At 65.2% G+C, this 23183-nt stretch carries 25 protein-coding genes; 13 read left to right on the top strand and 12 right to left on the bottom strand.

Annotation, left to right across the window (positions count from 1 at the left end; all coding sequences use genetic code 11):
• Positions 1-12 precede the first annotated feature (12 nt).
• Positions 13-1584 carry an amidase gene (locus ABLE92_RS22480; protein ID WP_348807016.1) on the bottom strand — a complete coding sequence of 524 codons (1572 nt, stop codon included), beginning with the start codon at positions 1582-1584 and terminating at the stop codon, positions 13-15.
• A gap of 264 nt (positions 1585-1848) precedes the next feature.
• Here ABLE92_RS22480 and ABLE92_RS22475 point away from each other — a divergent pair, with 264 nt between their 5' ends.
• Both ABLE92_RS22475 and oxdA read left to right on the top strand, forming a co-directional pair.
• The gene (locus ABLE92_RS22475; protein ID WP_348807015.1) at positions 1849-2811 is read left to right on the top strand and encodes a helix-turn-helix domain-containing protein; all 963 of its coding nucleotides are present in this window, start codon (positions 1849-1851) and stop codon (positions 2809-2811) included.
• A gap of 174 nt (positions 2812-2985) precedes the next feature.
• Positions 2986-4044, top strand: a complete 1059-nt coding sequence (oxdA, locus tag ABLE92_RS22470) for an aliphatic aldoxime dehydratase (protein ID WP_348807014.1) — start codon at positions 2986-2988, stop codon at positions 4042-4044.
• A 30-nt stretch (positions 4045-4074) separates the two neighbouring features.
• On the opposite strand, the gene ABLE92_RS22465 is transcribed toward oxdA, so the two are convergent.
• Complete coding sequence (locus ABLE92_RS22465) at positions 4075-4968, bottom strand: helix-turn-helix transcriptional regulator (protein WP_348807013.1); 894 nt, start codon at positions 4966-4968, stop codon at positions 4075-4077.
• Positions 4969-5124: 156 nt separating this feature from the next.
• On the opposite strand from ABLE92_RS22465, the gene ABLE92_RS22460 reads away from it, so the two are divergent.
• The 4 genes from ABLE92_RS22460 (at position 5125) to ABLE92_RS22445 (ending at position 7982) form a co-directional block, all read left to right on the top strand.
• Positions 5125-5499, top strand: a complete 375-nt coding sequence (locus ABLE92_RS22460; protein ID WP_348807012.1) for a DUF2255 family protein — start codon at positions 5125-5127, stop codon at positions 5497-5499.
• A gap of 157 nt (positions 5500-5656) precedes the next feature.
• Entirely contained in the window at positions 5657-6514 is an 858-nt protein-coding gene (locus tag ABLE92_RS22455; protein WP_348807011.1) for an LLM class F420-dependent oxidoreductase, read from the top strand.
• A gap of 110 nt (positions 6515-6624) precedes the next feature.
• Complete coding sequence (locus ABLE92_RS22450; protein WP_348807010.1) at positions 6625-7377, top strand: helix-turn-helix domain-containing protein; 753 nt, start codon at positions 6625-6627, stop codon at positions 7375-7377.
• Positions 7378-7397: 20 nt separating this feature from the next.
• Complete coding sequence (locus ABLE92_RS22445) at positions 7398-7982, top strand: PIN domain-containing protein (protein WP_348807009.1); 585 nt, start codon at positions 7398-7400, stop codon at positions 7980-7982.
• A 40-nt stretch (positions 7983-8022) separates the two neighbouring features.
• On the opposite strand, the gene ABLE92_RS22440 is transcribed toward ABLE92_RS22445, so the two are convergent.
• Both ABLE92_RS22440 and ABLE92_RS22435 read right to left on the bottom strand, forming a co-directional pair.
• A complete protein-coding gene (locus ABLE92_RS22440) occupies positions 8023-8877 on the bottom strand; it encodes an aldo/keto reductase (protein ID WP_348807008.1) in 855 nt (284 codons plus the stop codon).
• 20 nt (positions 8878-8897) lie between these two features.
• Positions 8898-9293, bottom strand: a complete 396-nt coding sequence (locus ABLE92_RS22435; RefSeq protein ID WP_348807007.1) for a (R)-mandelonitrile lyase — start codon at positions 9291-9293, stop codon at positions 8898-8900.
• Positions 9294-9413: 120 nt separating this feature from the next.
• Between ABLE92_RS22435 and ABLE92_RS22430 the strand changes: the two genes are divergently transcribed.
• Positions 9414-10088, top strand: a complete 675-nt coding sequence (locus ABLE92_RS22430; protein WP_348807006.1) for a TetR/AcrR family transcriptional regulator — start codon at positions 9414-9416, stop codon at positions 10086-10088.
• A gap of 30 nt (positions 10089-10118) precedes the next feature.
• On the opposite strand, the gene ABLE92_RS22425 is transcribed toward ABLE92_RS22430, so the two are convergent.
• Positions 10119-10715: a TetR/AcrR family transcriptional regulator gene (locus ABLE92_RS22425; RefSeq protein WP_348807005.1), complete on the bottom strand. Its 597-nt coding sequence runs from the start codon at positions 10713-10715 to the stop codon at positions 10119-10121.
• Between the two features lie 85 nt (positions 10716-10800).
• Between ABLE92_RS22425 and ABLE92_RS22420 the strand changes: the two genes are divergently transcribed.
• The 3 genes from ABLE92_RS22420 (at position 10801) to ABLE92_RS22410 (ending at position 14718) form a co-directional block, all read left to right on the top strand.
• Positions 10801-12018, top strand: coding sequence for a cytochrome P450 (locus tag ABLE92_RS22420; protein WP_348807045.1), 1218 nt, complete (start codon positions 10801-10803; stop codon positions 12016-12018).
• A 196-nt stretch (positions 12019-12214) separates the two neighbouring features.
• Positions 12215-13012, top strand: coding sequence for a lysophospholipid acyltransferase family protein (locus ABLE92_RS22415; RefSeq protein ID WP_496560838.1), 798 nt, complete (start codon positions 12215-12217; stop codon positions 13010-13012).
• 83 nt (positions 13013-13095) lie between these two features.
• Positions 13096-14718: an AMP-binding protein gene (locus tag ABLE92_RS22410; protein WP_348807003.1), complete on the top strand. Its 1623-nt coding sequence runs from the start codon at positions 13096-13098 to the stop codon at positions 14716-14718.
• A 117-nt stretch (positions 14719-14835) separates the two neighbouring features.
• Here the strand turns inward: ABLE92_RS22410 and ABLE92_RS22405 are convergent, their stop codons facing one another.
• The 3 genes from ABLE92_RS22405 to ABLE92_RS22395 form a co-directional block, all read right to left on the bottom strand.
• Positions 14836-16155, bottom strand: a complete 1320-nt coding sequence (locus ABLE92_RS22405; protein ID WP_348807002.1) for a WS/DGAT/MGAT family O-acyltransferase — start codon at positions 16153-16155, stop codon at positions 14836-14838.
• Positions 16155-17324, bottom strand: a complete 1170-nt coding sequence (locus ABLE92_RS22400) for an alpha/beta hydrolase (RefSeq protein WP_348807001.1) — start codon at positions 17322-17324, stop codon at positions 16155-16157. Before ABLE92_RS22400 ends, ABLE92_RS22405 begins: the two co-directional genes overlap by 1 nt.
• A 175-nt stretch (positions 17325-17499) precedes the next feature.
• Complete coding sequence (locus tag ABLE92_RS22395; RefSeq protein WP_348807000.1) at positions 17500-18519, bottom strand: zinc-dependent alcohol dehydrogenase; 1020 nt, start codon at positions 18517-18519, stop codon at positions 17500-17502.
• 145 nt (positions 18520-18664) lie between these two features.
• On the opposite strand from ABLE92_RS22395, the gene ABLE92_RS22390 reads away from it, so the two are divergent.
• Entirely contained in the window at positions 18665-19234 is a 570-nt protein-coding gene (locus tag ABLE92_RS22390; RefSeq protein ID WP_348806999.1) for a TetR/AcrR family transcriptional regulator, read from the top strand.
• Between the two features lie 41 nt (positions 19235-19275).
• Here the strand turns inward: ABLE92_RS22390 and ABLE92_RS22385 are convergent, their stop codons facing one another.
• The gene (locus ABLE92_RS22385) at positions 19276-20037 is read right to left on the bottom strand and encodes an IclR family transcriptional regulator (RefSeq protein ID WP_348806998.1); all 762 of its coding nucleotides are present in this window, start codon (positions 20035-20037) and stop codon (positions 19276-19278) included.
• Positions 20038-20099: 62 nt separating this feature from the next.
• Positions 20100-21284, bottom strand: a complete 1185-nt coding sequence (locus tag ABLE92_RS22380) for a 4-hydroxybenzoate 3-monooxygenase (protein WP_348806997.1) — start codon at positions 21282-21284, stop codon at positions 20100-20102.
• 540 nt (positions 21285-21824) lie between these two features.
• On the opposite strand from ABLE92_RS22380, the gene ABLE92_RS22375 reads away from it, so the two are divergent.
• Together ABLE92_RS22375 and ABLE92_RS22370 are read left to right on the top strand one after the other, a co-directional pair.
• Positions 21825-22061: a FitA-like ribbon-helix-helix domain-containing protein gene (locus tag ABLE92_RS22375; RefSeq protein ID WP_348806996.1), complete on the top strand. Its 237-nt coding sequence runs from the start codon at positions 21825-21827 to the stop codon at positions 22059-22061.
• The gene (locus ABLE92_RS22370) at positions 22058-22618 is read left to right on the top strand and encodes a type II toxin-antitoxin system VapC family toxin (RefSeq protein ID WP_348806995.1); all 561 of its coding nucleotides are present in this window, start codon (positions 22058-22060) and stop codon (positions 22616-22618) included. The genes ABLE92_RS22375 and ABLE92_RS22370 overlap by 4 nt, the downstream gene beginning before the upstream one ends.
• Here ABLE92_RS22370 and ABLE92_RS22365 read toward each other — a convergent pair.
• The gene (locus ABLE92_RS22365; protein ID WP_348806994.1) at positions 22551-22946 is read right to left on the bottom strand and encodes a type II toxin-antitoxin system VapC family toxin; all 396 of its coding nucleotides are present in this window, start codon (positions 22944-22946) and stop codon (positions 22551-22553) included. The genes ABLE92_RS22370 and ABLE92_RS22365 overlap by 68 nt on opposite strands.
• A complete protein-coding gene (locus tag ABLE92_RS22360) occupies positions 22933-23166 on the bottom strand; it encodes a hypothetical protein (protein ID WP_348806993.1) in 234 nt (77 codons plus the stop codon). Before ABLE92_RS22360 ends, ABLE92_RS22365 begins: the two co-directional genes overlap by 14 nt.
• Between the last annotated feature and the right edge of the window lie 17 nt (positions 23167-23183).

Here is a 23183-nt window from a genome sequence, read left to right as displayed (position 1 = left end):
ACTCGAGAGTGGCTACGCGGGAGCAAGTTCCGGAGACACCGTGGAGGTCACCGGCGGAGCGGGGAATCCTCCCGACAGCGACTCGAAGGCATGTCCGACGCGCAGGACGGTGGCATCGTCGAAGTGCTTGCCGATGATCATCATTCCCGCGGGTAGCCCGTCGACGAGACCCGCGGGGACCGACAATGCTGGATGGCCGGTGACGTCGAAAGGTGCGGTATTGGCGATCATGCCGAGCGCCTTGGCGAGGTAGGTACCACGGTCGATCCCCGGTTCGGGAAGTTCGGAGGCAACATACGGCAGCGTCGGCATCACCAGAACGTCGTAGGTCCGCAGTGCGTCGTCGTAGGCGGCGCGGGCGGCCGGGACCAGGTTGCGCGCTTTGCCGTAGCTGCTCGCGCCCAGGGCGGTGACTCCGTGATATCCGCACAGGGCAACGAGTTTCACGGTCTCCGACAGGTCGTCCGCGTGGTCGATGCGACCCCGGCCGAAGAAGGCCATCTGCTCCGGGTCGTACAGTCCCCCGGCGTTGAGTCCGTAGCCGTTGCCGTCGAGCATCTGGTAGGCACCGCCATCGGTGGCGATCACATTCCAGACGTGGAAGGCATGCCGATGCCACGGGATGCTCACCTCCTCGACGACCGCGCCATGAGTCGCGAACCCGTGTGCGGCGGCCCGTACCAGCTCGTCCACCTCGGCCTGCGAGACCTCATGACCGAATCCTTCGGTCACCACTCCGATCCGCAGTCCATCGACACCACCGTCGAGACCTTCCGTATAGTTCTTGGCTGCAAGGGATTCGGGCTGACGCGGGTCGTCGCCGTCGACGCCGGCGAGCACCGAGAGCATCAGTGCGGCGTCGGCGACGGTGCGGGTGATCGGACCGACGTGATCGATGGTCCGCTCGATGGGGAATGCGCCGGTGTAGGGCACGAGTCCGAATGTGGGTTTGTGTCCGACGACCCCGCAGAACGATGCCGGGATCCGGATCGAGCCGCCCTGGTCGCCGCCGATGGCGAGGTCGACGTCGCCGTTGGCCACGAGGGCGCCGCTGCCGCCTGAGGAGCCGCCGGCCTCGCGGGTGGGATCCCACGGATTGCGTACTGGACCCGACGCCGGGGTGAAACTCGATCCGGAGAAGCACAGGTCCTCGCACACCGATTTGCCCGCGATCTCGGCGCCCGCGTCGAGCAGCCGGGTGACCACGGTCGCGTCGCGGGACGGGATGAATCCCTCCAGCGTCCGCGAGCCGTTCATCATGGGTACGCCGGCGACGGCCACATTGTCCTTGATCGCGACCCGCCGCCCGGCCAAGCGGGTGTCGGATGGGGAATCCGCGGAGATCGACGTCCGTGCGTACCACGCGCCCAACGGATTCGATTCACCGGTCTCGGCGAGTTCGTACTCGCGCGTCGGTGCCGTGGGTGCGGCGTTGGTCGCATAGAGATCGTCGACGGCGTCGTAGGAACCCAGTGCCCCATCCACGAGGCCGGCGAACTCGGTGCGCCCCTCGTCGTTCAGGGTGAGTCCGAAATGTTCTGCAGCGCGGCCGATGTCGTCGGGGGTGGGTCGCTGAACTGTCATGGTTGATTTCTCCTCACAGGCGGTGTTGGCTATGTCGCTTTCGAAATCCGATGGTGGGGTGGCTCAGTTATAGTGCGCACCTACGCACATGTCAATGTGTATCGACATATCGACTTTTGGCTGCGCTGCCGCGCCGTTCGTGTTGTACTGGACGTGCGCTACAACAATGCTCAGACACGTCAGCCCAGCAGAGTTGTCAGCCAGCGCCCGACAGTTGACCGACAGTGACCAGCAGACCAACAGTGACCACCAGGTGAGGTTCCGATGCTCATACGATCTGGTTTCACACTCCCCGCGCGCACCGCCCGACCGGACGACTGGGCCGAGATGCTGCGGGATCACTTTGTGTCACTGGAGGTTTCCGACCTCGAGGACTCAGGTTTCACCGGCGCAGTGCGCTCATCACAGGCCGCCCACCTGCACGTCGCGACGGTGAACTCGGTGACCCAATGCATTTCCCGAAGCCGGCCACTCATTCGTACCGACGGTCGAGACGACCTGCAGATCGGTGTCCTGCGGCGTGGTCGGGCCACGATGAGGCAGGACGACCGGGAGTGCACACTCGGACGCGGGGACTTCGTCCTGTACGACATGAGTCGCCCTTTCGACTGGCACTTCGAGGGCCATCCGCACGACGGGTCCTGGAGCATGGAGGTCTTCACCTGGCCACGCTGCTCACTGCCACTCGGCGAAGCGGACGTGCGAGCGCTGACCGCGGTCGCTTTCGACGGGCACTCCGGTGCCACCTCCCTGTTGGGCAGGTTCCTGCACGATCTGGCAGCGTTGCGGATGGCCGACAGTATCGACTCGTCCACCGACGCCATCGTCGACGAGGTGGGCGACCTGGTGAACGCGGTCCTGCGTCGGTCGTTGCGCACCGACCGCTCACCACATCACGACCTCATGCGATCTGCTCTCGCCGAGATCGATTCGCGCCTCACCGATCAGGCCCTCGGGCCAGCCGACATTGCTGCAGCACTGTCGATTTCGCTGCGTCACCTGCATCGTGTGTTCGCCGAACACGACACCACGGTGTCACGCACGATCCGGCAGCGCCGACTGGAGAACTGTCGCCGTGATATCGCCGCGGACACCGGCAAAGTCCGCTCCCTCCAACAGATCAGCAGCCGTTGGGGTTTCGGCGACCTTCCGGTGTTCAGTCGCTCCTTCAAGCAGGAGTACGGCATCAGTCCGCGCCAGTATCGGGCAACTCTCGTCACCGGCTGATCATCGGGCGTTCAGCGACAAGTACGTGACCCTCTCAGGTAAGTGAGTATCCGATTCCTGACTACCGTTGGTCTCACCGCGCCGAAAGCATCACCATCACAACGTGATTGACGACCGTCGACGCGCAACGAATCGCATCGTCGGTCCACGATGCGCCAGGCCCAAGGAGTAATCATGGAATCAGCCATCGACACCCACCTCGTCTGCCCGCGTGCAATCTCACGACGGGTGCCCGACGAGTACCAACCGCCCTTCCCCATGTGGGTCGGCCGAGCCGACGACGCCGTCACCGAGGTCACCATGGCATACCTCGGCGTTCAGTACCGCGACGCGGCCGACCGTGCCGGCGCGTTGGAGGCGTTGCGCACGATCGCGGGCCTGCTGGACAACGACGCCGATCATCACGATCTGACCGAGCACACCGACGCTGCCGGCTACGTCAACCTGATGGTGACCGGATACTGGCGCGAACCCGCTGCATTCTGCTCCTGGCTGCGGTCACCCGCCGTCACGGAATGGTGGAACTCCGACGACCGGCTCTCCGACGGTCTCGGCTACTTCCGCGAGATCACCACCCCGCGCGTCGATCAGTTCGAAACCCTGTATGCCTTCCGGGACAACCTCCCCGGGGTCGGCGCGGTCATGGACACGATCAGCGGCGAGATCAACGAGCACGGTTATTGGGGATCGATGCGCGAACGCTTCCCGCTGTCCCAAACCGACTGGATGCAGCCCTCCGGCGACCTGCGCATCATCAGTGGCGATCCCCACGCCGGTGGCCGCGTCACCGTGCAGGGACACGACAACATCGCCATAATCCGATCCGGACAGGACTGGCGCGACGCCGGAGCCGAGGAACGGTCGCTCTACCTCGACGAGATCGAACCCACGCTGCGTGCCGGAATGGACTTCCTCCGCGACGAGGGCCAGGCAGTCGGGTGCTACAGCAACAGACTCGTACACAACATCGATCTCGACGGGAACCCCGTCGACGAGACCTACAACATCGGCCATTGGCGTTCGCTGGAGAAACTCGAGCGGTGGGCCGAATCGCACCCCACTCACCTGCGCATCTTCACCACGTTCTTCAAGGTGGCGGCCGACCTCGACAAACTCCGTCTGTACCACGAGGTCTCGGTGTCCGACGCCGCCAATCAGGTGTTCGAGTACATCAACTGCCACCCCGCCACCGGGATGATGCGCGACGCCGTGCTCGGCCAACCTGCCGAGTAGTCGGCGGGCGCACCCACGAGGTGACGGTGCTCAGCGGATCAGCGGCCGCATCTCGCCCGACGCGTCCGCGGTCGCCGCCCAACTGGCCAGCAACTTCAAGGAGTCGGCGGCCGGCGTCCCGGCGGCCGCCGTATACGCGAGCATCGTCAGCTCCGGGTGCGCCGGGAATTGCATTGCCTCGTAATCGAGTTCCATCGCGCCGACCGCCGGATGACGGAGCTTCTTCTTCCCGGTCCGATGGAACCGCACATTGTGCGCCGCCCACCGGGTACGGAATTCGTCGCTCCGCGTGGACAATTCGCCGATCAGATCGATGAGCTTCTTGTCGTAGGGATTGCGGCCGGCCTCCGACCGCAGCATCGCGGCGATGTCGTCGGCACTGCGTTCCCAGTCGACGAAGAAGTCCTTGGATGCGGGATGGAGGTAGACGAAGCGGGCGGTGTTGGGACACCGCGTCGGATCACTCGCGAGCAGCGGGGCATACAGCGCACGCGCCATGGTGTTGACGGCGAGCATGTCGTGACGGGCGTTGCGCACCCACGCGGGCGCATCAGACATCGCGTCGAGCAACTGCTGCACTCCCGCCGTGATACCGCCGCCGCGGGAGCGCTGACGCACCGGCCCCTTCTGGGCGGCGCGCGCCAGATCGTACAGATGCGCCCGCTCCGCCTCGTCGAGTTGTAGTGCGGAGGCGACGCCGTCGAGCACGGCATCCGAGGCGCCGGTGAGGTTGCCGCGTTCCATCCGCACGTAGTAGTCGATGCTCACCCCGGCCAGCAGCGCCACCTCCTCGCGCCGCAAACCTGCGACGCGGCGTTTGGCGCCACCGTAGGCCGGCAGCCCCGCCTGTTCCGGGGTGATCCGGGCGCGCCGCGAGGTGAGGAACTCGCGGACCTCGGCTCGATGGTCGGCTGGTGTACTCATGTCTTCCACGGTAGGTCGCGGTCATCGGTGGTGGGAGGTACTGGCGTTACCCGGAAGAACCGGAACTCCCACGACCGGCGGCGGGCGAGTGCACTGGTGATCGACCCAGCACCGTCCACAATTGCCACGCAGACCACGATTCGACAAGGAGCCACCATGAGTACCTGGACACCCCGGGATGCGCGAGCGATCGCAGATCCCCAAGAAGTGGAGCTCGCCACGCGACGCCGCGACGGCAGCCTCCGCACACCACGAACCATCTGGATCGTCCGCGTCGGCGATGACCGCGTGTTCATCCGTTCCACCAACGGCCGTGGCGCGGACTGGTTCCGCTGGGCGATCGCGACCGGACTCGGCCAGATCTCCACGAGTGGAGCCACTTTCGACGTGACCTTCAGCGCGGCCAGCGACGACGACCTCTATGCCGTCGATGCCGCGTACCGTTCCAAGTACGGCGGCTACGCTTCGATCGTCGACCATCTCGAAGGACCCGGACCGCGTTCGGCGACACTCGAGGTCATCCCGGCCTGACCAGGGCACACGATCGATCGGGTTCGAGCGCGGCTCGCACCCGAGAGGATTCTGCTCTTTCCCGGTACCGTCAGTCCCTCCCTCGCACGCCGCGGCCACCGTACCGTGACAAGAGCGCCTGTTCTGCGCCCGATCGCACCATTCCCGAGGAGGACATATGGAACTCGCTCTGCACATCGCCGATTTCACCTGGGACAGTGGTCCTTCGGCGCTGGGCCCCACGCTCGCGCAGCATGTCCGCGACGCCGAGGACATCGGGGTGCGCCGCATCAGCGTGATGGATCATTTCTGGCAGATCCGCGGCGTCGGCCCGGCCGAAAACGAGATGCTGGAGGCATATTCGGCCCTGGGGTTCATCGCCGCTCACACCGAGCACTCGCTCCTGCACACCCTGGTGACCGGGGTGACCTACCGTGAGTCGGCGCTGCTGGCCAAGGCAGTGACCACCCTTGACGTGCTCTCCGGAGGACGTGCGGGTCTCGGGATCGGTGCCGCGTGGAACGACGAGGAGTCCGAGGGACTCGGCTTCGACTTCCCGCCGACATCCGAACGCTTCGAGCGACTGGAAGAGACGATTCGCATCTGTTTGCAGATGTGGTCGGACTCCGAGGAGCCGTTCGAGGGCAAGTATTACACGTTGGCCCGCACGTTGAACTCACCGCAATCGCTCAGCCGACCGCGGCCCTATCTGATGATCGGCGGTTCCGGTGAGAAGAAGACGCTGCGCATGGTCGCCCAGTATGCCGACGCCTGCAACATCTTCGGTGGCCCCGACGCCGGACACAAACTCGACGTGCTGCGCGCCCACTGCGACACCGTGGGTCGTGATTACGACGAGATCGACAAGACCACCATCTTCAGCATCAACCCGGACAGCACCGTCGACGACATCGTCGAGACCGCCAACGAAATGGCCGGCCACGGGTTCACCTCCGCCTACGTCTACGCCACGGGGATCACCGAACCCCGCCGAATCATCGATCTGTTCGCCGGGGCGATGCCCCGGTTGGTGTAGACCTCCTCGAAGAGATTTACTGAGCGTTCTCAGCCAAGCGGAGGGCGTGTTCGGCAGAGCACTGCCGCCCGATCGAGATTCCGTTGGCAGGGCCGAGAATGCCAATGCCGATGAGCGTGCAACGGTTCCTGCGCAAGTTCCGGACATCAGTTGCTGGCACCCTTGGAGCTACGAAGACGGCAGCACTCGGTGATGCTGGACCCCGGCACGGCAACATCAGGCCCCACTCGGAGTGGCCGACACCCGGCACGCCATGGCACACTGTATTCGAACGTTTCGAAAGCGCACGCGGAGTATTCGGTGACAGGAGTGGGTCTATGGGCGCAAACGAATCTGTCGATCTGCAGTCGCAGACCGTGCTGTCCGATGACAATCCAGAACAGCTGGCACCGGTGCTGAGTTTCCTACGATCTCACGGGCGACACGCCGATGTCGCCGCCGCTCCCACGTATGCGTTGGTTGGGATCGATGAGGACGATCGCATCGATGTTCCGGAACCGGTACATCGGGCGTTGGTGCAGGTCGTTGCCGCATTGCGAGCCGGTAAGGCGGTCACTATCGCGCCACAGAGCATGACGCTGACCACCCAGCAGGCCGCCGACTTGCTGGGGGTGAGTCGGCCGACCGTGGTGCGACTGATCACGGCGGGCGAGTTGCCCGCTGATCGTGTCGGGAACCGGCACAAGCTGCTCCTCGACGATGTGCTGGCGTATCGCGATGTCCGTCGCCGACGGCAGTACGCGGCGTTGGAGGCAACCGCTGTGGATGTCGATCCGGATGACTCGCCCGATGCGATTCGTGCCGAGCTGAAGAAGGCGCGCGCGGTGGTGGCTGCACGACGTCGCGCCGCGGACGCGCGTTGAGCTGTTCCTGACACAGTCGGATGGTCTTTACCGCTGTCCTGGATACGTGCGTGCTGTGGCCCAGTACGCAGCGTGACTTCCTGCTGTCATTGGCGGTGGAGAATCTCTATCGGCCGTTGTGGTCCGAGGTAATCCTCGACGAGCTCGAGTACCACGAATCCGGAAAACTGATGCGCTCCGGTGTCGATGCGCAGTCGGCCGTCAAGAGAGCCGCGCGGCTGCGAGCGCTGATGACTTCAGCATTCGACGACGCCACCGTACGCGGGTGGGAGTCACTCGAAGGATCGTTCGGCCTTCCCGATCGCGACGACGAGCACGTGCTTGCCGCGGCTGCCTATGGCGGCGCCGGCGCAATCGTGACAGACAACGTCAAGGACTTTCCTGCCGAAAGGGTTCCACACGCGATACGGATACTGCGGCCGGCAGAGTTCGCTGCGATTACGGTTGCGGCCTCACCGGATCGAGCCGTCACGGCGCTCCGCAAGATGCAAGCTCGACGCATACAGCCCGCTCAGTCCGTCGACGAAATCCTCCAAGTCCTCGCCGTGCGGTATGCGATGACCGAGGCCGTCGACCACCTTCGCGCGGCAATGTCCGCCGAATAGTCCACGGCGTCAGGCAAGTGCGATCAACCGCGGCACGGACTCACTTCCCACTGAACACCGGGAACGCACCGGCGTCACCGTAGTCCCGAATATGCATGGCGCGCAACGAATCCATGTCGGTGTCGGAAATGGTGAAGTCGACGTCGGCGTTGCTGCGCATGTGGTCGGGATTGGCGGTCTTGGGCAGCGCCACCGTCCCCAACTCGATGACGTAGCGGATGCACAACTGCGGAACGCTCACGCCGTAGCGCTCGGCCATCGCCACGACCTCGGGGTTCTCGAGAATCTTCCCGTGCGCGATGGGTGAATACGCCTCGACGAGGATGTCCTTGCTCGCACAGTAGGCGATGAGATCGCTTGGGGTGCTGCCCACATGGACGAGGATCTGGTTGACGTGTGGTGCCACCGTGGAGCCGGTGAGAATGTTCTCGAGATCTCCCTGCTGGAAGTTGGAGACACCGATGGAGCGGAGTTTGCCTGCGGTGTAGGCCTCTTCGAGTGCACGCCAGGCCTCGCGGTTGCCCTCGGCGTAGTCGCCGCCGCGGAAGTCGGCCCACGGCTGCGGGCTGTGGATCAGCATCAGATCGAGGTACTCCAGGCCCATCGTGGACAGCGAACCGTCGATCGCTGCGACCGCGTCGTCGTAATTCTTGATCTCGGCGGCCAGTTTGGTCGAGACGAACAGGTCGTCGCGGGCGACTCCGCTGGTGCGGACGCCCTCCCCGACACCGCGTTCGTTCCCGTAGGCCTGCGCGGTGTCGATGTTGCGGTATCCGACCTCGACGGCGTCGCGCACCGCCCGGGCGGCCTTGTCGTCGTCGACGAACCAGGTACCCAGGCCCAGCTTGGGGATCGTCACTCCGTTGGCGAGGGTGTAGGTATCGTTGAGAATCATCGCTTTTCGCTCCTTCTTCGTCACGCGTGGTATTCGTCGTCGGTGACGTGGTCGAGCCACGTGACGACCTCACCATTCTCATCGGCTTCCGCGATGGCGACGTGCGCCATGAATCGGTCGGGCGTGGCGCCGTGCCAATGTTCTTCGCCCGGTTCGATGTAAACCACATCACCCGGACGGATCTCCTGTACGCCGCCGTCGCGGGTGGCGACCAGACCGATGCCGTCGGTGACGTAAAGGGTCTGGCCCTTCGGATGGTGATGCCATGCGGTGCGCGCACCGGGCGAAAAGCGCACGTGCCCACAGCTGATCGCCGTCTGCTCGTCGGGAGTGCTGATGCCGTCGATCTGGACCGTGCCGGTGAACCAGGCCTCGGGCCCGGCCCCTGTCTGTCCACCGCTCTTGGTGTACTTCATCTTCGTGTCCTCTCGGGATGAACTCGCCCCCGCACCGGTAAACGGATTAGGCGTATCCGGTTACCACCGTACCGCCGTAACCGGATACGGTCAATCCGCTTAGTCTGCTACCGTGAGCCCATGGCCGCGAACGACGCCGAACGACCGTTGCGCAAGGACGCGTCGATCAATCGCGAACGACTCCTCGATGCCGCACGAGAGTTGTTCGCCGAGAAGGGGCTTGGTGTCACACTCAACGACATCGCCCACCACGCCGGCGTCGGCGTCGGCACCGCCTACCGGCGTTTCGCGAACAAGGACGAGATCATCGACACGCTCTTCGAGGAGCGATTGGAGGCGGTCGAAGCGGTCGCCCGCGAGGCGCTCGAGGAGGATGACCCCTGGATCGCCCTCACCGACTACCTACGCCGCACCCTGAAGATGCAGTTCGGCGATCGCGGTCTGCATCAGATCCTCGACGATCCCACCCTCGGCGACGAGCGCATCGGCGATGTGCGTCGGCGCATCGCGCCGCTGATCGTCGAACTGGTCCGGCGCGCACAGGAAGCCGGCGTCGTCCGGCATGATTTCGCCCCCACCGACGTCACCTTCATCCAGTCCGCCATGGCACCCATCATGAACAGCACCCGTGACGTGGCACCCGAGCTGTACGAGCGCTACCTGACCTTCATCCTCGACGGAATCCGCAGCGACACGCGGGAATTCACCCCCCTGCCGACGCCCGCACTCAACTCCGAGACCACCCACTCGGCCATGACCCGGAAGCGGCGGGCAGCAGCGCGGCGAGCCAGGTGACGAACGATCAGCCCGTCATGGTTCCGAAATTCACCGCACCGCAGCCCATTTGGTCACCTCGGCGACCAACTGATCCAGGTCATCCGACGATGGTGCCGCTCTCCCCGGTTGACCGAAGGCGGTTGCCAGCAGAGCTCCGACGAACGCCCGGACAAACCAGGTGATGTCTCCCGGTCGCATCTGGCCGGATTCCTGGGCGGCCTTGAACGCCTGCGTCAAGGCGCGCGACATGGGCTTCTCCACGCGACGTTGCAGCTCGGCGTAGACCTCCGGATGCTCGATGGCGTCGGCGGTCACACGCAGTTGGACGTCCAACGCCTCCGACTTCAGCCGTGAGATGAACACCGTCCCGAGTTCGGTGAGGTCGGTGGCGAGGTCGCCGCTGGCCACGAACTCGACCTCGTCGATGACCCCGACCGCCGCGCGCAGCAGCTCGTCGGCGCTGGGCCAGCGCGCAGCGACCGCCTTGCGTGTCACATTCGCGCGCGCAGCGACCTGGCGGACGCTGAAGTTCTCGACTCCCGCCGCAGCGAGTTCTTGTCGCGCCGCGGCCAGAATGCGCCGCGTCAGAGCCTCGTCGCGCGGCCGTCCGACAGGAGCGCGGGCTCCCGTTTCGACTGTGCTCATGGCTAGGCCACTCTACCCCTTGACCGCCGCACGAACCTCGACCATCATTAGGGGTCCATAATGGACCCCTAATGAAGCTGGCGTGATGACACCCACCGGATGCCCTGAGTACAACCCCTTCGACGACGCCGTCCTCGAGGACCCCTTCCCCACCTACGCCACCATGCGCACGGCATGCCCGGTGCATCGCTTCGACGGGCACCAACCCGCCTTCTACACCGCATTCACCTACGCCGACGTGGTGCAGGTGGTGATGAATCGGGACGACTGGACCGCCCGGTACGGACTGTCACCGCGCTTTCAACGGGGCGTCGGATTCAACACCGACGGACCCGAACACGTGAAGTTCCGCCGCGCCGTCGTCGCCGGCCTCAAACCGCGTGCCATCGAAGCCCTCAAACCGGAGATCGACACCCTCGTCGCCGACCTCATCGCCGAGATGAAGCGGCACGGACCCGGAGACTTCCACGATCTGTTCGCCAGCCCCCTACCGGTCGCGGTGATCGCGAAACTGCTCGGCGTCACCGGTGACACCGACCGATTCAAGGAGCTGTCGGACGCACTGATGGTCGAGGGCATGAACAGCACCGACCCCGCCGGCTTCCAGCAAATCGTCGCCGAACTCGACGACTACTGGAACGACCAGCTGGCGCCACGCCGACAAGCACTGGCCTCGGTGGACGACCCGGGCCTCGAACACCTCGGCACCGTCGTCCCCGACGACCTGATGTCCACCTTGCTCGTTTTCACCGCCGACGACGGGCGACGACTCAGCGACTTCGAGATCACCAATTCCCTGATGAATCTGCTGCTCGCCGGCAACGAAACCACGACGTCGCTGCTGACGAACCTCGTCTGGAGACTCCTCGAAGAGCCCGGTCGATGGGCCGCCCTGGTGGCCGACAGGTCGCTCATCGACACGGCAATCGAGGAGAGTCTGCGTTTCGACGCACCGGTGCTCGGGATGTTCCGGACGAGCCTGCACGAGGTGGAACTCGACGGCGTCACCATCCCGGCCAAGTCGAAGATCCAGGCGAATTACGCAGCGGCCAACCACGATCCGGACGTGTTCACCGCACCCGACGAGTTCCGGCTGGACAGGGACCCCGACGAACTCCGTGCGCACCTCGCGTTCGGACGCGGCGCCCACGTGTGCCCCGGCGCGCAACTCAGCCGGATCGAAACCCGGATCGCGATCAACGCACTGCTCGATCACTTTCCGACGCTCACCCTCGACGGCACCCCGGAACGCATCGCGCCCTTCAACTTCTGGGGCCGCAGAACCGTGCCGGTGTCCTGGTGAGCCCGTCGCGGGAGGCCGATGTGTCGCCGCGAGCATCGTGATCGCACGGTCGACGCGGCCGAGCCCAATGGCGGTCCACCGCGACGACCGGGCGGCGGCCACTCGTACGTCGGCCGGCCTGCGACCGTCCAGCGTCTTCACCCAGCCACAAAATAGTGATATATAATTATGCTATTTGTGAGGTCGGGACGTGGAGGTGAGAGACGTGTTTGCAGAGTCGCACAAGCGCGACCCCGGGTTCGTCGAGCGGGTGGCACCGATCCTGCACACGATCTGCAAGGTCTACTTCCGCTCAGAGGTGTACGGCCTGGACAACCTGCCCGCCGGGGGCAACCTGATCGTCTCCAACCATTCCGGCGGCACGCTGACCGTCGACGTCGCGGTGCTGGGTACGGAGTTCATCAACACCTTCGGCCCCGAACGCCCGTCCTATGTCCTCGGCCACGACATGATGTTTCGTGCCCCCGGAGCCGACCAGTTCCGCAAGGCCGGATTCATCCGCGCCAGCCGCGACAATGCCGCTTCCGCCCTGCGTGATGGTGGAACCGTCATGGTCTTCCCCGGCGGTGACTACGACGTGTACCGCCCGTTCACCGCGTCCAACACGATCGACTTCAACGGGCGGGTCGGTTACGTCACGACCGCGATCGACGCCGGCGTCCCGATCGTTCCCAGTGTCTCGATCGGCGGGCAGGAGAATGCGCTGTACCTGAGCCGGGGCACTCGACTCGCCCGCGCGCTCCAGCTGCCCAAGCTCCTGCGGACCGACGTGCTGCCGATCAGCATCGGATTCCCCTTCGGACTCAGCGTTCTGCTGCCGATCAACGTGCCGCTGCCGACCAAGATCGTGACCCGAGTCCTCGAACCCATCGACGTGGTCGCCGAGTTCGGCCCCGACCCCGACGTCCACGCCGTCGACCGCGAGGTGCGGCAACGCATGCAGGTCGCTCTCGACGAACTCGCATCGCAACGCCGCTTCCCGATCATCGGCTGAGCTTTCGCCGATGTCGGATGCTCGCCACCCGGCTCGACCCGACCATGACCCGGACGCATCGCCACGGAAAGGCCATACCCACAATGAATCTGCCCCTCCCAGCCAGAGTCGGCGCCATCGGCCAACTGGTCTCGTCGCTGACCCGCGCCGGACTCATCGCCGGACTGCGCCCGGACAAGTACGTGCGGATGGCGGCGATCGTCCGGCGTGAGGGCGTCACCGCGACCACCGGCATCTCGTTGTCGGCGGTGCGCTGCCCACAGCGAACCGCCCTGATCGACGAACTCGGTGCCCTCACCTGGCAGGAATTGGCCGACCGGTGCGACGCCTTCGCCACGGCGTTGCAGAAACTCGACGGTGCCACGCCCCGCGTCATCGGCGTGATGTGCCGCAATCACCGGGGCTTCGTCGAATCCCTCGCCGCGGTCAGCAAGATCGGCGCCGACATCGTCCTGCTCAACACGGCTTTCGCGGGCCCGCAACTCGCCGAGGTGGTGCAGCGGGAGGGTCTCGACACGATCATCTACCACGACGGGTTCGGCAGCGCGGTCGATCACGCACTCGCCGAGGATGATTGCCGGCGTATCCGCGGCTGGGTCGACGGTCCGGGTGAGGAACCGACCATCGAGGACATGATCGGTGCCCGGCTCGGCCAACGACCCGAGCCGGCCACCCGCACCGGCAAGCTCGTCCTCCTGACGTCGGGAACCACCGGGACTCCCAAGGGTGCTCGGCGGGCGAGCGGGGGCGACGTGTCGACGTTGAAGGGTGTTCTCGATCGGATTCCCTGGCACGCAGAGGAAACCATGGTCGTCGCCGCCCCGATGTTCCATGCGTGGGGTTTCGGCCAGTTGCTGCTGTCGGCCACCATGTCGTGCACGGTCGTGATGAGGCGCCGCTTCGACGCGGAAGAGACCCTGCGCATGGCGCATGAGAACAAGGCGAGTGCGCTGGCCGTGGTTCCGGTGATGCTCGATCGGATCATGGAGCTGCCCAACGATGTTCGGGCCAAATACCCACTGCCGCACCTGCGTTTCGCGACGGCGTCCGGGTCCCGGATGCGCCCCGATGTGGTCACCGCGTTCATGGACGAATTCGGCGACGTCGTCTACAACAGCTACAACGCGACCGAGGCCGGCCTCATCGCCACCGCCGTTCCCGCGGACCTGCGCCACGATCCGGAGACCGCGGGCAAACCGGCAGTGGGCACCGAGGTCCTGATCCTCGACGACGCCGGGACGGTGGTCCCCACCGGCGAGGTCGGCGAGATCTTCGTGCGCAACGACAATCAGTTCGACGGGTACACCGCGGGCGGTACCAAGGACTTTCACGAAGGATTCATGGCCTCGGGAGACCTGGGCCGACTCGACGGCGACGGCCGTCTGTACGTCGTCGGCCGAGCCGACGACATGATCGCCTCCGGCGGCGAGAACGTCTACCCGATCGAGGTCGAGCGGACTCTGGCCGCGCACCCCGCGGTCACCGAGGCCGCCGTCATCGGCGTCGCGGACAAGGCCTTCGGGCAACGACTCGAAGGCTTTGTGGTTCTTCATGACCCGACCGTGGGCCCCGACGACCTCCGCGACCACATCCGCGCACATCTCGCCGGGTACAAGGTGCCACGCACCATCACGGTGCTCGATGAACTCCCCCGGAACAACACCGGAAAGATCCTCAAACGCGAACTGGTCACGCGGTTCGACTGAGTGCGAGCGAGGACGCTCACACCCCCACATTCGGCAACACGAACGAGGCGTTCGCGCGGGTTTCGGTGAGCCCCACCGCCGCCCGCATCACCGACAGTTCCTCGAGCAACCATGCGGTCATCTCGCGGGGTTCCCCAGGGTGTCGGAGTCGACGAGCATCGAGAAGTTCAGCTGGTCCACATAACTCCACACCGTCAGGTTGACGGCGCAACCCGCGGAAAGTGGTCCGACCGAATACAATTCGGTGATCGGTGCGCCGAGAACGTAGCGTCGATCACTCGGCCCCTTGACGTTGGACACCGGCAGGTTCATCAACTGACTGCGCCGGCTGCGCCGTGACAACCGGCCCAGACCACGACGCCCCACCGCGGGAGGCAGGAAATCCAGCCAATCGCTCATCAATTCCGGACCGAGGCGTTCGTGCGCGTCCTTGGCCAGGGTCGACGCCTGGTGCGCCACCCGACACCGCTGCTCCGCGTCGTCGACGTCGACAGGCAAAGAAACGAACAAGGTACTCAGCCGATTACCGGAGATGCGTTCCGGCGACGTGTCGAGACTGACCGGCACCGAGACGATCAACGGTCGATCCGCGTTGCCGTCATGAACGATCAGCGCGCGCCGCAGTGCCCCGGCAGCCAGGCCGAGCACCACATCATTCAGCTTGAGTCCCAACGTCTTCGCGATCTCGCGGACATCTCCCAGCGGCATCGACGTACTCGAGAACCGGCGGCCCGGTGTGAGGACGTGGTTCATGAAGGTGGGCGGCGGATCGAACGGCTTCGCCAGGCCCTCCGGACGTTCCCCACGCGTGCGTCGCACCCGGCGCAGTCCGCGCGACGAATCACGCACCAGCGCGGGCACATCCGTCACCTGCCTGGCGTGATCGGCGAAAGCCCCCCGAATCAGTTGCCCGTTGGTGGGAAGGGCGTCCGGGGTATGTGGTTCGCGTTCCGACGGAGCGTTCGATGCTCGCTCGGTGGCGCGCGCAAGGAGATTCCCGGACGCGACCCCGTCGGCGAGTGCATGGTGCACCTTGCCCACGACCGCGATTCGACCGCCGACGAGACCTTCGACGAAGGTGAACTCCCACAGGGGCTTGTCGCGATCGAGGGGTACCGATGCGATCTCGCCGATCGCATCGTCGAGTTCGCGACGGCCCGCGGCACCGGCCAGCACCCGCTCCCGGACGTGATAGTCGAGATCGACGGGGCAGTTCTCCAACCACAACGGGTGGTGGAGTTGTAGCGGTACGTCGACCAGCCTGTACTGCAGCGGTGGGAGCAGGTGGAGCCGCCGACGCAGGGTGTCACGGAACTGATCGACCGTGAAGCCTCCGATATCGCTGGGGTCGATGATCGCGATCTTGAGCGTGTGCATGTGCACATTCGGCGTCTCGCCGTACAACAACGAGGCGTCCCACCCACTCAACCGCTTCATCAACCGAACTCCGTCTTGCCGTCGTCTTGGTAATCCGCGGCACGGTACTGACTGTCCAGAAAGTCACCGATCGCATCCACGACGAGATCGGTGCGCGCGCCGTCGAAGATGTCGAAGGCGTGGCCCGCGCCGGGCAACTCGAGATAGGCGACCTCCGACCCCGATCGCTCTTCCAGTTCGCGAACGAAGTCGCGGGCCTGCTCGACCGGTATCACCGCATCCGCTGTCCCGTGGACAACCAGGAACGGTGGGGTGTCCTCGTCGATCTGGGCGATCGGCGAGGCCGCGTGATACACCTGCGGCGCCTCCGATTCGGGCACGCCGACGACGACTCCTTCGAGGAAGTGCATGAACCGTTCACGTTCCCTCGTCGACCGGTCCTCCCAGTCGTAGCGGCCGTAGATTCCCACGGCCACATCGATGTCCGGCGACGACATCGCCACCAGAGACGCGATGTGCCCACCTGCCGAGCATCCGGCGATGGCCAGGAAGTCGCTGTCACCCCCGTACGATGCGATGTTCTCCACTGTCCACTCGACCGCGCGGGTCACGTCGTCGAGATGTTGGGGCCACGGGTGATTGGGAGCGACCCGGTAGTCGACGCTGAGACAGACCCACCCTCGTTCGACCAGATTCGACAGCAGTGCGTAGCCCTGAAATGCCCGGCGGCCGTGAATCCAGCCGCCGCCGGGAACGAAGACGAGCACCGGTGCACGTCGGTCGGTCGAGCCGGGACGACGCCAGACGTCGAGAACCAGCGCGGGGTCGTCGCCGTACCTGACGTCGGGGGCACAGACGTACCGGTGACGACTACAGGCCGATGTGAGCAGTGGTGGGAGGCGCCGCTGGACCGGTGCCGGTACCGCGTGATCGCGGACGTCGGCGAACTCGTCGAGCGACTCCTGGATCGCACCGGCGGTGGCCTGCCGCTCGAGGACGCGTTGCCTACCCGCGCCGGGCCGCATTCTCTCTCGCAGCACCGAACCGAACATTTCGGGAATCTGCCGGCATCCCCAGAGTCCGACCGCCGCGGTCGGCCCCATCCACTCCAGATGTTTGCCGATGACCGGGATCGTCGTGGAGAACTGAGCGAAGGACAGCAGCGCATTGGCCGACCGCCGAGAAGGCGCGGTCCCATCCGCCGGCGTATCCCAGAAATCCGCTTCCATTGGATAGATCATTACACGGTTTACGGCGCCATGGGAGCGATACGTCGGCAGTACTCGACTTCCGGGCTGTCGATGCAGGACACGGCCGCGGCCACGAAATCGCGCAAAGCGGACATCGGTCGGCGGCGGCCCGCTGCGGCCTCGGATGCCGGTACGAGAGCTTCGTGGCCCCCGGTCAGTCCCCCAGAACGAAGATGGGTTTGTGGCCCGCGTTCGGGCCGGTGAGCACGTCGGGGATCTGTTCCCAGTCGTAGATGCCGCTGGTGACCAGTTCGGGATGCAGCGTCCGGTCGGCGACGGCCCGCAGTGTGGGGGTCATGTTGGGCCGGGCCATGCCCTTGCCGTTGTGGAAATTCACCCCGCGCTGATACAGGGCCAGCATGGGCAGCGACACGTCCTCAAAGTAGATGCCGACACTGTTGACGGTCCCCTCCGGCACCACCGACACCAGTGCTGCCCGGAGCCTGTCCGGATCACATGATGCGTCGACCGCGACATGAAAATCCTTGTCACGCTTGCCGTTGATGTCATGCACGTCGGCACCGAGCCGAGCGGCGACGTCCATCCGGACCGGATCGTCGTCGTAGTACACGGTGTGCGCCCGGGCGCAGTGGACGGCGACATCGACGGCGTAGAGCCCGATGGATCCGGTGCCCCCGAAGACCGCGACCTTGGGGTCGGTGATGCCCTCAACCGAGGGCATCACCGTCTCCCAGCCGAGGGCGAGGTTGTCTCCGATGGAGGCGAGGTGAATCGGGTCGATGCCGTCGGGAAGTTTCGCGAGGTTGTAGTCGGCGTACGGGACGCGGACCAATTCGTCGAAGGTGCCGCCCCACATGCCGTTGACCGGTAGTCCGTACTGGGCGTCACCGTGCCGCAGACACCGCGCGGGATGGCCGATCGCGCATTGCGCGCATGTGCCGCACGCGATGTGCCAGGCCACGCCGACGGCGTCACCGACCCGGAAGTCGGCGCACTCCTCACCCACCGCGACCACCCGGCCGACGCACTCGTGGCCAAGTGGGAAGGGACCGAACGTAGAGAACGGGGTCTTGTCGGCGATCACGTGGTGGTCGAGATCGCAGGTCGTCGATGCGATCGGCCGCACCAGCGCGTCGGTGGGCTCCAGGATCTGCGGTTCGTCGACCTCGTCGAATCTCAGCTCTCCAGGCTTCACGAACATCAGGCTCTTCATCGGATGTCTCCTGTCGGTGGTGGTCTCGGGTGCGTGCGCCGATCCCGTTGCCGGAGGTGGCGTGACCACCACCGGCGACTTATAACGGTCGTTATAACTCGAGGAGGCTACGCTAAGACAATCGTCATAATCAAGAGGGGAAACGATGACCAAGCACACGGCCCGCGATCAGCTCGTCGCAGGCGCCGCCGACATGCTCGGTCGACGCGGTCTGAGGGCGTCCAGTATCCGGGAGTTGGCCAAGCATTCCGGTGCCCCCTTGGGCTCGACGTACCACTACTTCCCCGGCGGCAAGACCCAGGTGGCAGTTGAGGCGGTCGAGTTCGCCGACACCCTGACCGTCCGGGCGTTGTCCGAGGGACTCGCCGCCGGCCCCGTCGACGGACTCCGACGATTCATCGCGATGTGGCGAAAGATCGTGGTCGACAGTGAGTTTCGTGCCGGCTGCCCGGTACTCGCGGTATCCGTCGAGGAACCCGATGACGACGACGCGCCACTGCGGGCCGCCGCCCGGGCATTCGATCATTGGACGACGCTTCTCGCGGAATCACTTGCAGCACATGGCGCCACTCAGGAAGCGGCGCAGCAGACCGCGACACTCATCGTCGCCTCGATCGAGGGCACGGTGGCCATGTGCCGGGCGCACCGGAGCACCACGCCACTCGACCGCACCGCCGATGCGCTGGAGGATGTCGTGCGCTCGATCATCGCCTGACGGGCGCGTCGGCGGCGATCCGACGTCCCACGGGATTGCCGTCACACACCGCTGTCGTGCAGCACGCGCACGATGCCCTGGGCCGCAACCTGAGACGCCGCGACCAGCATCGCCCTGTTCCGTCCCAACGACGGCACCACGACGCCGAGTGCGGCGACGACATCGTCGTCGCCGTTGCGGATCGGGACCGCGATCGAACAGGCACCGAGGGTCATCTCCTCGACGGTCGTGGCGTAACCGAGGTGCCGGATCTGTCCCAGTTGCCGATCCAGCACCCCGGGCGCGATGACGGTGTGTGTGGTCATCGGCCGCAGATCCGAGAGAACGGCACGGCGCACCTCGTCGGGCGCATGGGCGAGGAGTACCTTTCCGACTCCGGTGCAGTACAACGGGAGTCGGCCGCCCACCTCGCTGACCACCGGCACCGAGGCGCGCCCGGAGAGGCGGTCGAGGTAGAGCACCTGAGCACCGTCACGCACCGCGAGATGCACGGTGGCCAGTGTGGCCGCGTACAGGTCGTGCAGAAACGGCGCGGCGATCTCGCGGATGTCGGATTGGATCGGCGCCAACAAACCCAGGTCCCACAGGCGGCGTCCGATGACGAAGCGAGCGTCAGGTCGCTTGACGAGTGCGCCCCAGCTCACCAACTCCCGGGTGAGTCGATGGGCGGTGGGTAGCGGCAGGTCCGCGCGATCGGCGATCTCGGTCAGGGTCAACGCACGATGGTCGCGGTCGAATGCGGCCAGCACGGCCAGAGTCCGCTGCGCGACCGACTGCCCGGGAGCACTCGTGTTGCCCGCCATCGACGTTCCCCACTTTCACTGAAGTGAAATGATAGGGCATCACCACACCGAGTCGCCTCACATCAATGCTGCGACCACCCGGTGTAGCCCTCGGCGAGATATGCCGACCCGGCCTCGGAGGCCACCAACGTCGCCAACTCACCGAGCTGGCGTTTTTCGTCGAATTCCGTTGCGCCCGAGCCGTTGTGCAGCATCGTCGTCATCCAGTAGGAGAAGTGCTGGGCCTTCCACACCCGCGACAACGCCCGCTCGGTGTAGGTGTCGAGTGCGTCGGTGTCGTTGGTGCGCAGGGCGCGTTCGATGACGTCGGCCAGCACCCGCACATCCGCCAATGCCAGATTCAGGCCCTTGGCGCCGGTCGGCGGAACCGTATGGGCCGCATCGCCGGCCAGCAACAGACGCCCGTGCCGCATCGGCGACTGCACGAAACTACGGAACGGCAACACCGTTCGTTCGATGACCGGGCCTTCGGTGAGCCGGAAACCATCCGGTCCGGACAGCCGTGTCTGGAGCTGATCCCAGATCCGGTCGTCGGACCACGCGGCCGGATCCTCGGTCGGATCGCACTGAAAGTACATGCGCTGCACCGTCTCCGTGCGCTGAGAGATCAACGCGAATCCCTGCGGGGAGCGGTTGTAGATCAGCTCGGGAGCGCTCGGTGGCGCCTGCACCATCACCCCGAACCAGGCGAACGGATACTCCCGGAAATACCGATGCGGTTGCGCCACCAAGTCGCGGCAGATGCTGCGTGACCCGTCGGCACCCACCACCAGATCGGCGGTGATCTGCTGTCGTGACCCATCCGCGGCGGTGATCCGCACGACCGGTCCATCGACCACGTCGGCGACCTCGGTGTCGGTGACCCCGTAGCGCAGATCCCCGCCGTCACGGGTGCGTGCCCGATGTAGATCGATGAACACGTCGGTCTGCGGATACAACCAGCACGACGCCCCGGCCAGTTTCTGGAAGTCGATCCGGTGGCTCACCCCACCGAAGCGTAGATCGATGCCCTCATGTTCATGACCGTCGGTCAGCACCCGGCCCGACACCCCGGAATCGACGAGCAGGCGCACACTGTCGCGTTCCAGGATTCCCGCACGGTGCGTCGTCTCGATCGCCTCGACCGTGCGGTTGTCGACCACCACGCTCTCGATTCCCGCGACGTGCAGCAGATGCGACAGCATCAACCCCGCGGGCCCGCCACCGATGATGGCCACCTGTGTCCGCGTCGAGGCCACAGCGCTCATGAGTGTCTCCATTTCCTGTGAGGCAGTGCGTGTGTCCGACGGTACGAGGCGGCGATCACACCTGTCGATAGACTGCTTTCACTCAGTGAAAGTCAGCGACGGGTCGTTCCTCATCTGGCCCGGCATCGATATGAACGCGGCGTGAGAGGGCGCTCGTGTCGATATACGACGCGAAGGCCCTCTGGCACCGCGTTCGTATCGGCATCCGGGCGGGATCGGACGGCCAGGCAATATAACCGGGATGGCTCAGCGGATCAGAAACAATTGTTGCTTCCGTTACCCTGAGCGGTCCCGATTATATTGGCGCTCCAGCGGATTCGTCATCAACGGACGCACCGGCCCGCCCACTGATCCCAGCTACATCTCACACCTGGCTTCGACACGACCTCCGTTCGATGGAGCTCAACGCAGGGCCATCGACGCTCGATCTCGGCAACGGTCATCGCAGTCACGTCAGCGTCGGGTTCGCCACCATTCGTCAAACCCTCCACCCGCGGCAACTGATATCATCTGGGAGAAACGATATCAAGGAGGCCGGGCATGGCGGCGATCACCGTGCGGGGACTTTCGGACGAGACCCATCGGGCATTGAAGGCACTGGCAGCGCAACACAATCGGAGTACAGAGGCGGAAGTAAGGGCCATCCTCGATGAAGCCGTCTCACCCACCGAGCGCGTCAAGTTGGGGACATTGCTGACCGAAATTGGCAAGGAGGCGGGAACCGGCATCGAGATCGAACGCGATCGCTCACCTGACGAGCCCATCGATTTCTCATGATCGTTCTGGACTCCAATGTGATATCCGAGGTCATGCGTCCGCAACCACATCGTGCTGCCGCAGCGTGGCTGGACGAGCAGTCGATGCAGACCCTGTACCTGACTGCGATCACTCTTGCCGAAGTGAGGTACGGTATCGCGGCACTGCCACGAGGCAAGCGTCGTGACCGCTTGGCAGGCCTCTTCGAGAGCCGTTTGCTGCCCCACTTTGCCGAGCGAATACTGGTTTTCGATGATGAGGCAAGTGCCAGTTACGCGCAGCTGGCCGCCGACGCTCGCCGACGCGGCACGACCATCGGCATGGCAGACGGATTCATCGCCGCGACCGCCCTCGTGCACGGATTCGCCGTCGCCACAAGAGATATCGAGCCGTTTGCCGCCACCGGCGTTCGGGTCATCAATCCGTTCCAGGACAACGCGTTGACATCCGGCAGCGCAACCGGTTCTGCAACCAGCAACCGCGACATCAGGTCTCCGCCTGATTCGAGGCTCACTCGCCGAGTACTTCGATCCGACACGTCGGGCCATGTGCGCGAGCAAGTTTCGCGTCAAGCGTGACCAGGGTTGCGTTCAGAGCCTCGGCCAGCGTGACATAGAACGCGTCCCAGCCGCGAATCGACTCGCGCAGTTCCCAGACGCGGTCGAGCATCCATCGGTGGGAGTACCGCTCACCGGGCCAGTCGCGCAGATCCTCCACCGCTTGACGTGCAGCCGTCCCATCCAGTCCGCCGCGAAGGTACTGCGCACGGATGACGCCCAACACTTCGACGTCGATGACCTCCGGGGCGACATGGTCGGGGTCCGCGGCGAGGCGTGCTGCGATCTCAGCCGAACGCGAGGTGTCGGCGACGATTTCGAACAGACACGACGCGTCAACGACGAGCATCTGGCCACTCGCCCCGCCACTTGTCGAGGTCCGTCAGGACGTCTTCGGTGCGGATCTGCGACGGTCGGCGACCGGTGCGGCGCAGCCATTCGGCAATGGATGGCCGTGTCGCGATCTTCGTGGCTTCCCGCCGCAACAGTTCCGGAACCGTGATGCCGTCTTCGGCTGCACGTCGGGACAGCGCGGCGTAAACCTCGTCATCGATGTCGCGTATCTGCACCGTTCTAGGCATATCTG

The sequence above is a fragment of the Gordonia oleivorans genome, from assembly GCF_040044975.1.
Taxonomy (GTDB): domain Bacteria; phylum Actinomycetota; class Actinomycetes; order Mycobacteriales; family Mycobacteriaceae; genus Gordonia; species Gordonia oleivorans.
Note: the sequence above shows the minus strand (reverse complement) of the source record. Positions and strands in the feature narration are given on the sequence as shown.

What these genes read in the sequence shown, in the direction of transcription:
- ABLE92_RS22480 (WP_348807016.1), bottom strand. Translation starts at nt 1,584, where the DNA reads ATGACAGTTCAGCGACCCACCCCCGACGACATCGGCCGCGCTGCAGAA.
- ABLE92_RS22375 (WP_348806996.1), top strand. Translation starts at nt 21,825, where the DNA reads ATGGCGGCGATCACCGTGCGGGGACTTTCGGACGAGACCCATCGGGCA.
- ABLE92_RS22410 (WP_348807003.1), top strand. Translation starts at nt 13,096, where the DNA reads ATGAATCTGCCCCTCCCAGCCAGAGTCGGCGCCATCGGCCAACTGGTC.
- ABLE92_RS22370 (WP_348806995.1), top strand. Translation starts at nt 22,058, where the DNA reads ATGATCGTTCTGGACTCCAATGTGATATCCGAGGTCATGCGTCCGCAA.
- ABLE92_RS22420 (WP_348807045.1), top strand. Translation starts at nt 10,801, where the DNA reads ATGACACCCACCGGATGCCCTGAGTACAACCCCTTCGACGACGCCGTC.
- ABLE92_RS22460 (WP_348807012.1), top strand. Translation starts at nt 5,125, where the DNA reads ATGAGTACCTGGACACCCCGGGATGCGCGAGCGATCGCAGATCCCCAA.
- ABLE92_RS22450 (WP_348807010.1), top strand. Translation starts at nt 6,625, where the DNA reads ATGAGCGTGCAACGGTTCCTGCGCAAGTTCCGGACATCAGTTGCTGGC.
- oxdA (WP_348807014.1), top strand. Translation starts at nt 2,986, where the DNA reads ATGGAATCAGCCATCGACACCCACCTCGTCTGCCCGCGTGCAATCTCA.
- ABLE92_RS22365 (WP_348806994.1), bottom strand. Translation starts at nt 22,946, where the DNA reads ATGCTCGTCGTTGACGCGTCGTGTCTGTTCGAAATCGTCGCCGACACC.
- ABLE92_RS22385 (WP_348806998.1), bottom strand. Translation starts at nt 20,037, where the DNA reads ATGGCGGGCAACACGAGTGCTCCCGGGCAGTCGGTCGCGCAGCGGACT.
- ABLE92_RS22400 (WP_348807001.1), bottom strand. Translation starts at nt 17,324, where the DNA reads ATGGAAGCGGATTTCTGGGATACGCCGGCGGATGGGACCGCGCCTTCT.
- ABLE92_RS22465 (WP_348807013.1), bottom strand. Translation starts at nt 4,968, where the DNA reads ATGAGTACACCAGCCGACCATCGAGCCGAGGTCCGCGAGTTCCTCACC.
- ABLE92_RS22440 (WP_348807008.1), bottom strand. Translation starts at nt 8,877, where the DNA reads ATGATTCTCAACGATACCTACACCCTCGCCAACGGAGTGACGATCCCC.
- ABLE92_RS22475 (WP_348807015.1), top strand. Translation starts at nt 1,849, where the DNA reads ATGCTCATACGATCTGGTTTCACACTCCCCGCGCGCACCGCCCGACCG.
- ABLE92_RS22425 (WP_348807005.1), bottom strand. Translation starts at nt 10,715, where the DNA reads ATGAGCACAGTCGAAACGGGAGCCCGCGCTCCTGTCGGACGGCCGCGC.
- ABLE92_RS22390 (WP_348806999.1), top strand. Translation starts at nt 18,665, where the DNA reads ATGACCAAGCACACGGCCCGCGATCAGCTCGTCGCAGGCGCCGCCGAC.
- ABLE92_RS22455 (WP_348807011.1), top strand. Translation starts at nt 5,657, where the DNA reads ATGGAACTCGCTCTGCACATCGCCGATTTCACCTGGGACAGTGGTCCT.
- ABLE92_RS22430 (WP_348807006.1), top strand. Translation starts at nt 9,414, where the DNA reads ATGGCCGCGAACGACGCCGAACGACCGTTGCGCAAGGACGCGTCGATC.
- ABLE92_RS22380 (WP_348806997.1), bottom strand. Translation starts at nt 21,284, where the DNA reads ATGAGCGCTGTGGCCTCGACGCGGACACAGGTGGCCATCATCGGTGGC.
- ABLE92_RS22445 (WP_348807009.1), top strand. Translation starts at nt 7,398, where the DNA reads ATGGTCTTTACCGCTGTCCTGGATACGTGCGTGCTGTGGCCCAGTACG.
- ABLE92_RS22435 (WP_348807007.1), bottom strand. Translation starts at nt 9,293, where the DNA reads ATGAAGTACACCAAGAGCGGTGGACAGACAGGGGCCGGGCCCGAGGCC.
- ABLE92_RS22395 (WP_348807000.1), bottom strand. Translation starts at nt 18,519, where the DNA reads ATGAAGAGCCTGATGTTCGTGAAGCCTGGAGAGCTGAGATTCGACGAG.
- ABLE92_RS22405 (WP_348807002.1), bottom strand. Translation starts at nt 16,155, where the DNA reads ATGAAGCGGTTGAGTGGGTGGGACGCCTCGTTGTTGTACGGCGAGACG.